Raw genomic sequence first — 6,738 nt, forward strand, 5'->3', positions numbered from 1 at the left:
GGGAGCCGATCCCCGAGGGTACCGATTTGCTCCTGTATGAAGGGCTGCATGGCGTCCTGGTGACGCCGGATTTTGACATTGCCCGTCACGTTGACCTGCTGGTGGGTGTGGCGCCGACCATGAACTTGGAGTGGATTCAGAAAATTGATCGGGACATGCACTTTCGCGGCCATTCTCAGGCAGCGGTGATCGATACCATCCTAGGGCGCATGGATGATTATGTGCGCTATATCCAGCCGCAGTTTTCGCGTACCCATATCAATTTTCAGCGGGTGCCAACGGTGGATACGTCCAACCCCTTTGGCATGCAGGATATCCCGTCAGATGCTGAGTCGTTGGTGGTGATCCGTTTTCGCGACCCGACCAACGTTGATTTTCCTTACCTGTTGACGATGATAAAGGATGCGTTCATGACTCGGCCGCATACGCTGGTAGTGCCTGGCGCGCGGTTGTCATTGTCCATGGAGCTGATCCTGGCTCCGTTGGTGCGCCACCTGATGGCGCAACGCCGCTTTCGCTGAGCCGATGGGTTAACTATCAAGGTTTATTAGGAGACTGGATTCCATGGATTGCCTGTTCTGTAAAATCATCAAGCGCGAGATTCCGTCTGACATCGTGTACGAGGACGACCATGTGCTGGCTTTTCACGATATCGACCCCAAGGCGCCGACTCATGTGTTGATCATTCCCAAAAAGCATATCTCGACGCTTAATGACATTGAGGAAGACGATCTCGACGTGGTGGGGCGACTGCAATACACCGCCGCGAAGCTGGCGCGGGAGCAAGGTTTCGCTGACGACGGCTATCGTGTGGTCATGAATTGTAATGAACTGGGTGGCCAGACGGTTTACCACATCCATATGCACTTGATGGGTGGTCGCCAGTTTACCTGGCCTGCCGGTTGACCGCAGACTGAGCTGTCGCTTCCATTTATCGATCAAGGGGGAGTCATGACCCGTCAGTTTACCCGGGCCGACCGTCTGGTTGGCCAGTTTGATGCGGCACTGAGAACGCTGGTGCCTGGTGTCGCTCAGCAAACGCGTCCGTCGCCGGCCACCGCGGATATTCAGGATGGGCCTATTGATGACGACGAGCGTCGCCACGCTGAGGGCTTGATGCGTATCAACCATACAGGGGAGGTCTGCGCCCAGGCGCTGTATCAGGGCCAGAGCCTAACGGCCAGGCTGCCTGAGGTTCGCGAGCAGATGGAAGAGGCTGCCGAGGAAGAGGTTGACCACTTGGCCTGGTGCGAATCGCGCATCAAGGAGCTTGATGGGCGCACCAGCGTGCTGAATCCGCTGTATTACGCGGCGTCATTTGGCATCGGTGCCCTTGCCGGCGCGGTAAGTGACAAGATCAGTCTAGGCTTTGTCGCCGCTACCGAAGAGCAGGTGGGTAAGCATCTTGAAGAGCACATCGAGACGCTGCCAGCGGGAGACCGCCGTTCGAGAGCCGTGCTTGAGCAGATGGCTATTGACGAAGCCCAGCATGCCCAGCAGGCGCTGGAGGCCGGGGGGGCACGCTTTCCTGCACCTGTGAAGTTCGGCATGACGCTGATGTCCAAGGTCATGACTAAGAGTGTGTATCGGCTTTAAAGTCTGTCAGCACTGAAAGTGTTGCAGGATTGAAGGTCTCCGCTGTCAAAGCCGCGCTTGAACCAGCGTACCCGCTGCGCCGAACTGCCATGGGTAAAGCTGTCTGGCATCACGGCGCGGCCTGCTTGCCGTTGTAACTGGTCGTCACCGATAGCGCTGGCCGCCTGTAGCGCTTCTTCCAGATCTCCGGGGTCCAGCATATTGCTGCGGGTGTTGGCGTAATGCCCCCACAGGCCGGCAAAGCAGTCGGCCTGCAGCTCCTGGCGAACTGACAGCTCGTTGGCGATCCGCTTGGACGCCCCTGCTTGACGTTGGCGAACCTGATCACTGATGCCCATGAGTGTCTGTACGTGGTGGCCCACTTCGTGAGCGACCACATAGGCGTTGGCGAAGTCGCCGGGCGCGCCGTGACGTCGGCTGAGCTCCTCAAAGAAAGAAAGGTCCAGATATACCTGCTGGTCGCCTGGGCAGTAGAAGGGGCCTACGGCCGCGCTGGCACGGCCACAGGCGGAGTTGACCTGTCCGGTAAACAGTACCAGGGTCGGTTCCAGATAGGTGGCGCCGTTGTCGCGGAACACCTGTTGCCAGGTGTCTTCGGTATCCGCCAGCACCACGCCAACAAAGTTGGCCAGCTCTTCCTGCGCCTGGCTCATCGCTGGTGATGAATGGCGGGCAGTGCTGATGCTCCCACCGCCCATCAGCATGGGCAGCAGGTCGATGCCGGCCAGTTTGGCGCCAACCACTACCAGACCACCGACCACAAGAATTGCTCGGCCACCGTTAGTGCTCAGCAGCATGGGCAACAGCTTTATCAGCCCGGCTCCGCCCCGGGCAGAAGAGGCTGAAAAGCCTGCTGGCTGCCCCCGTCTGTCATCAATATTGCGACTCTGTCGCCTGCCTTTCCAGCGCATGACGTCACTCCCTTGCTGTCGCGCCAACTCCGGTGCCAATCAGGCGTCGATGATGGTGTAGCCGTGGCTGATCTCGACACCACCCTTGCCGAGCATGATCGAAACGCTGCAGTACTTTTCTGCCGAGAGGTCTACGGCGCGCTTGACCTGACTTTCCTTCAGGTCGCGCCCGGTGACGGTGAAGTGTACATGAATTTTGGTGAAGACTGCCGGCACGGCATCGGCGCGCTCGGCTTCGATGCTGGCCACACAGTTGCTGATATCGGCGCGGGACTTTTCGAGGATATCCAAAATGTCAAAACTGGCGCAGGAGCCCAGGCCCATCAGCAGCATTTCCATGGGGCGGGGGCCGGTGTTGCGCCCGCCATGATCGGGGGGGCCATCGATGACTACGCTGTGGCCGCTGCCAGTCTCGGCAACAAACTGGCGCCCATCAGTCCACTTTACGGTGGTTTGCATGTGTTTTTTCCTTATTTGAAGTAATGAGGTGGTTGGCGTTCTGAGTATCAGCTTGACGCAATTGGTCGTCCAGCACCTGTAGGCGCTCAGGCGTGCCGACATCCACCCATTGGCCGCGATGATGATGTCCGCTGACGCGCCCTTGTTGCATGGCGTCACGCAGCAGCGGTGCCAGGGGGAAGCAGCCGGGTTCGTGGTCTGCGATAAGGCCCGGGTCGATCAGCGCGATGCCAGAGTAAGTCAGTCGCGGTGTGCCTTCAGCCTGCAGTTTGCCATGGGAGGTCAGGTGAAAGTCGCCATGGGGATGATGCTCGGGATTATCCACCATGACCAGCCTGGCCAGGTCGGTATCAGCCAGTCTCTCCAGCTGGCCGGGGTCCAGGTCGCTCCAGACATCGCCATTGATCAGCACAAAAGGCGAATTGCCCAGCAGTGGCAGCGCCTGGTGGATCCCTCCACCGGTTTCCAGCGGGCTATGCTCCTCGCTCCAGTGAATGCGCACGTCAAAGGCTTCTCCTTGGCCGAGCGCAGCAATGATCTGCTCAGCGCGGTAGCTGACGTTGATGACCACGTCGCGAATGCCAGCGGCAGCCAGACGTTCCAGGTGGTGAACGATCAGTGGCTTGCCACCAGCCTTGAGCAGTGGTTTGGGGCAGTGGTCGGTCAGCGGGCGCATGCGGGTGCCAAGGCCTGCTGCGAGGATCATGGCCTTCATGGGTGGTTCTCCGTGTTTGCCGTCACACGAGCCAGCAGGGCGGGGCGAAGTGTGCTCTCCAGCCAGTCCTGAAACGTTGCCAGTGACTGTGACGGCTGTTCTGCCTCGCCAGTGGACGATGCGCCCAGGTCATTCAGCGCATCGCTGAGGTGGTCAAGAAAGTGCGGCAGGCGTGCCAGATAGCCGTGGCGGTGGTCGCGTAGTGTCAGGCGGCAGAAGATGCCCAGCACCTTGAGCGAGCGTTGTGCTGCCATGGCAGCCACTTGACGATGAAAGTCATCAACTGACAACTGTTGAGACAGTCGGCCATCGGCCTGGGCGCGGGCGTGGAAGCTGGCCTGCCAGCTCAGGCGACGCTCGCGGCTGAAGCGGCAGTAGCGGCCATGCAGCAGTGAGATCAGGTCGTAGCTTAGCGGGCCGGCGACCGCGTCCTGAAAATCAATCACATAGAGGCTGTCGTTGTGCACCATCAGGTTCATGGCGTCAAAATCGCGGTGCACCGTGGCAGTGCGCTGCTGAAGCGCCGCATGAATCAGGCTGTCACGCAGCGCTGGCCAACTGTCTGGCGTTGGCAGACTGAGCCAGCGCGACAGGCACCACTCCGGAAACAGCTCCAGCTCGGTTTTGAGCAGAGCGGCATCGTAGTCTGGCAGTGGCTCGGGGTTGGTGCGATTCTGGAGCTCGTGAATGACTTCAATAGCGCGCGTGAACCAGGCCAGGGTGGCGTCCCCTTCGTTGCCGTCTAGACAGCACTGCATGGGGTTGTCGCCAAGGTCGTCCAGCTCGATAAAGCCTGCGTCGAGATCCACTGCGTGCAGCCGCGGCACTGGCAGGCCGGCCAGTTGCCATTGCCTGGCGATTGCTACAAAAGGTGCACTATCTTCTTGCTGGGGTGGCGCGTCCATTAGCATGCGAGTGCTCGCATCCGCCAGCGTCAGGCGATAGTAGCGGCGAAAACTGGCGTCTCCGGCAGCCAGCTCAAGATTCACGGAATCGCTGGCGAGATCGTGGTGAGTCGCGCTCCACTGGCGTAGCTGGTGCAGGCGGGCGTTAGCGTCTGGCATCATTTTCCTCTTTGGGTTCGGCAAATCAGGAGCGGGTTGACGCATGCTGAGCATCACCCCATGCTGAGCCCCCGTTCTGGCGAGGCTGCCGTCCTTTGCCCTGGTGCTGCTTGAAACACTTGAAACAGGAGGTGGCGGCTGTAATCGGCTGTGAAAAAGTACAGAATGGGCAGGACGACAGGCAGCATGGAGCCTGTATAATACCGTTTCTCTTTGCCAAGGACATCGTGACACATGGGCAAGCGACCCCAATGGATTGCCGTGACTGGCTTGCTGATCAGCGGCGTGGCTTCTCCGCTGCTGGCGGCACCACCGGCTTCGTTGCCGGCCGACCAGATGGACTGGCAGCCCTGGGGCGCTGATCGCCCACAGGGTGCCTTGTGCAGTGGCCGTTATGTCATGCCTGAGTATCGGCTTCCGCCAACCACGGATGACCGGGTGGCCAGTGAGTCAGACAGCGGTGCCTACGCCCTGGATGGTGAGACCATTCTTCAGGGCGAGGTTGTATTACGCCGCGGTGATACCCAGCTGGAGGCGCCGAACCTGCGCGTTACCCCGGCCAGAGACAGGGTGGTTGCCGATGAGAGTCTGACGTTGCGTGACCCGAACCTGCTGATACGCGGCGCGCGCGGGGAGTTTTCACTGGACAGCGAGGCTGCCAGCATCGACTCTGCCCACTACGTTGCCCATGAGCAGGGGCTGCGCGGTGACGCTCAGCGTCTGGCTCGACTGGATGCCCAGCGCTATCGGCTTAGCGAAGCAAGTTTCACTACCTGTGAACCGGGAAGCAATCTCTGGCGGTTGGTGGGTAACGACATTTTGCTTGACCGGGAGACCGGCGTCGGTACGGCGCGTCATGCGCGCCTGGAGGTTGGCAAGGTGCCGGTGTTTTACTGGCCCTGGATGAGCTTCCCCATCGACGATCGCCGTAAGAGTGGCTTTCTCTGGCCGACCATCGGTATCAGTGGTAAATCCCTAGATTACGCCCAGCCCTATTATTGGAACATTGCCCCTAACCAGGATGCGACCCTGGTACCGCGGTGGTTCAGCCGGCGAGGCCTGATGCTGGGCGGCGAGTACCGCTACCTGTTGCCGTCTTCCGGGGGCATCCTGGAGGGTGCCTATCTTGGTAAAGACGATCGGGCAGGCGCTGAGGCGCCGTCGCGCTCTGAACTTGAGGATGGCGATAAACGCTGGTATATCGATTATCGTCACCAGGGCCGTATCGATCCGCGCACCAGTTACCAGCTGCGCTATGGTGCAGCCAGTGATGGCAACTATTTCAAGGATTTCGGTCGCAGTTTTGCTGAAAATGACACCATTGCCATGCCGCGCTTGGCGACTGTCACGCACCAGGGCGACGTGTGGCGCCTTAACGCTACCGCACAGGGTTATCAGCGCATGGATGATCCGCTTAACCCCACCGACAAGCCATTTTATCGCCTGCCCAGCCTGACGGCGTCGGCAGGCTGGGGCCAGCAGAATGGTCTTTACCAGAACTGGAATTCTAACCTCACCTATTTCTGGCGTGACAGCATCGGGGATGATCAAGGCTATTATACCTTCGATGACCGTCGTCGCCGTGTGCCACTGAGGGAAGCGGCCGACGGCTTTCGCCTGAGGCTGTCACCCGATGTTGGTTGGCGTCATGAAAACAGCTGGAGCTTCATTGAACCACAGGTGTCGTTGATCCATACCTCCTACGAGCTTGACTACGGCAGGCGCGACACGGATAACAGCAAAAGCCTGTCCCAGACGGTGCCGGTCAGCTCGTTGGATATGGGGCTGATCTTTGAGCGAGAGTTCAAACTGATTGGGACAGACTGGCGCCAGACGTTAGAGCCGCGTCTGAACTATGCCTATGCGCCGGCGCGAAATCAGAGCGAATTTCCTGATTTTGATACCACGGAGTTGGCGTTTTCTTGGCGTCAGTTATGGTCACCCTACCGCTTCAGTGGAGGCGACCGGGTAGGGGATATAAATCGCGTATCCT

7 protein-coding genes and 1 pseudogene are annotated in these 6,738 nt (G+C 59.5%); 4 read left to right on the top strand and 4 right to left on the bottom strand.

What is annotated here, in order from left to right:
* From ACTH3D_RS12065 to coq7, 3 genes and pseudogenes are all read left to right on the top strand, one after another.
* Positions 1 to 521: pseudogene (locus tag ACTH3D_RS12065) on the top strand (phosphoribulokinase); the annotation flags it as partial.
* A gap of 43 nt (positions 522 to 564) precedes the next feature.
* Complete coding sequence (locus ACTH3D_RS12070) at positions 565 to 906, top strand: histidine triad nucleotide-binding protein (RefSeq protein ID WP_441667374.1); 342 nt, start codon at positions 565 to 567, stop codon at positions 904 to 906.
* 45 nt (positions 907 to 951) lie between these two features.
* Positions 952 to 1,596 (top strand): 2-polyprenyl-3-methyl-6-methoxy-1,4-benzoquinone monooxygenase, encoded by a 645-nt coding sequence (gene coq7, locus ACTH3D_RS12075; protein WP_441667375.1) that lies wholly within the window; start codon positions 952 to 954, stop codon positions 1,594 to 1,596.
* Here coq7 and ypfJ read toward each other — a convergent pair.
* Genes ypfJ through ACTH3D_RS12095 form a run of 4 tightly spaced genes read right to left on the bottom strand, consistent with a single transcriptional unit; the run spans position 1,593 to position 4,745 of the window.
* Complete coding sequence (gene ypfJ / locus ACTH3D_RS12080) at positions 1,593 to 2,507, bottom strand: KPN_02809 family neutral zinc metallopeptidase (RefSeq protein WP_441667376.1); 915 nt, start codon at positions 2,505 to 2,507, stop codon at positions 1,593 to 1,595. The two genes, coq7 and ypfJ, sit on opposite strands and share 4 nt — an antisense overlap.
* A gap of 39 nt (positions 2,508 to 2,546) precedes the next feature.
* Positions 2,547 to 2,966, bottom strand: a complete 420-nt coding sequence (locus ACTH3D_RS12085) for an OsmC family protein (RefSeq protein ID WP_441667377.1) — start codon at positions 2,964 to 2,966, stop codon at positions 2,547 to 2,549.
* Positions 2,941 to 3,681: an N-acetylmuramate alpha-1-phosphate uridylyltransferase MurU gene (murU, locus tag ACTH3D_RS12090; RefSeq protein ID WP_441667378.1), complete on the bottom strand. Its 741-nt coding sequence runs from the start codon at positions 3,679 to 3,681 to the stop codon at positions 2,941 to 2,943. The genes ACTH3D_RS12085 and murU overlap by 26 nt, the downstream gene beginning before the upstream one ends.
* The gene (locus ACTH3D_RS12095; protein WP_441667379.1) at positions 3,678 to 4,745 is read right to left on the bottom strand and encodes an aminoglycoside phosphotransferase family protein; all 1,068 of its coding nucleotides are present in this window, start codon (positions 4,743 to 4,745) and stop codon (positions 3,678 to 3,680) included. Before ACTH3D_RS12095 ends, murU begins: the two co-directional genes overlap by 4 nt.
* Before the next feature lie 234 nt (positions 4,746 to 4,979).
* Between ACTH3D_RS12095 and ACTH3D_RS12100 the strand changes: the two genes are divergently transcribed.
* Positions 4,980 to 6,738 (top strand): LPS-assembly protein LptD (locus ACTH3D_RS12100; protein ID WP_441667380.1); only part of this gene is annotated, 1,759 nt, incomplete at its 3' end.

It is taken from the genome of Halomonas sp., assembly GCF_052095765.1.
Classification (GTDB): Bacteria; Pseudomonadota; Gammaproteobacteria; order Pseudomonadales; family Halomonadaceae; genus Halomonas.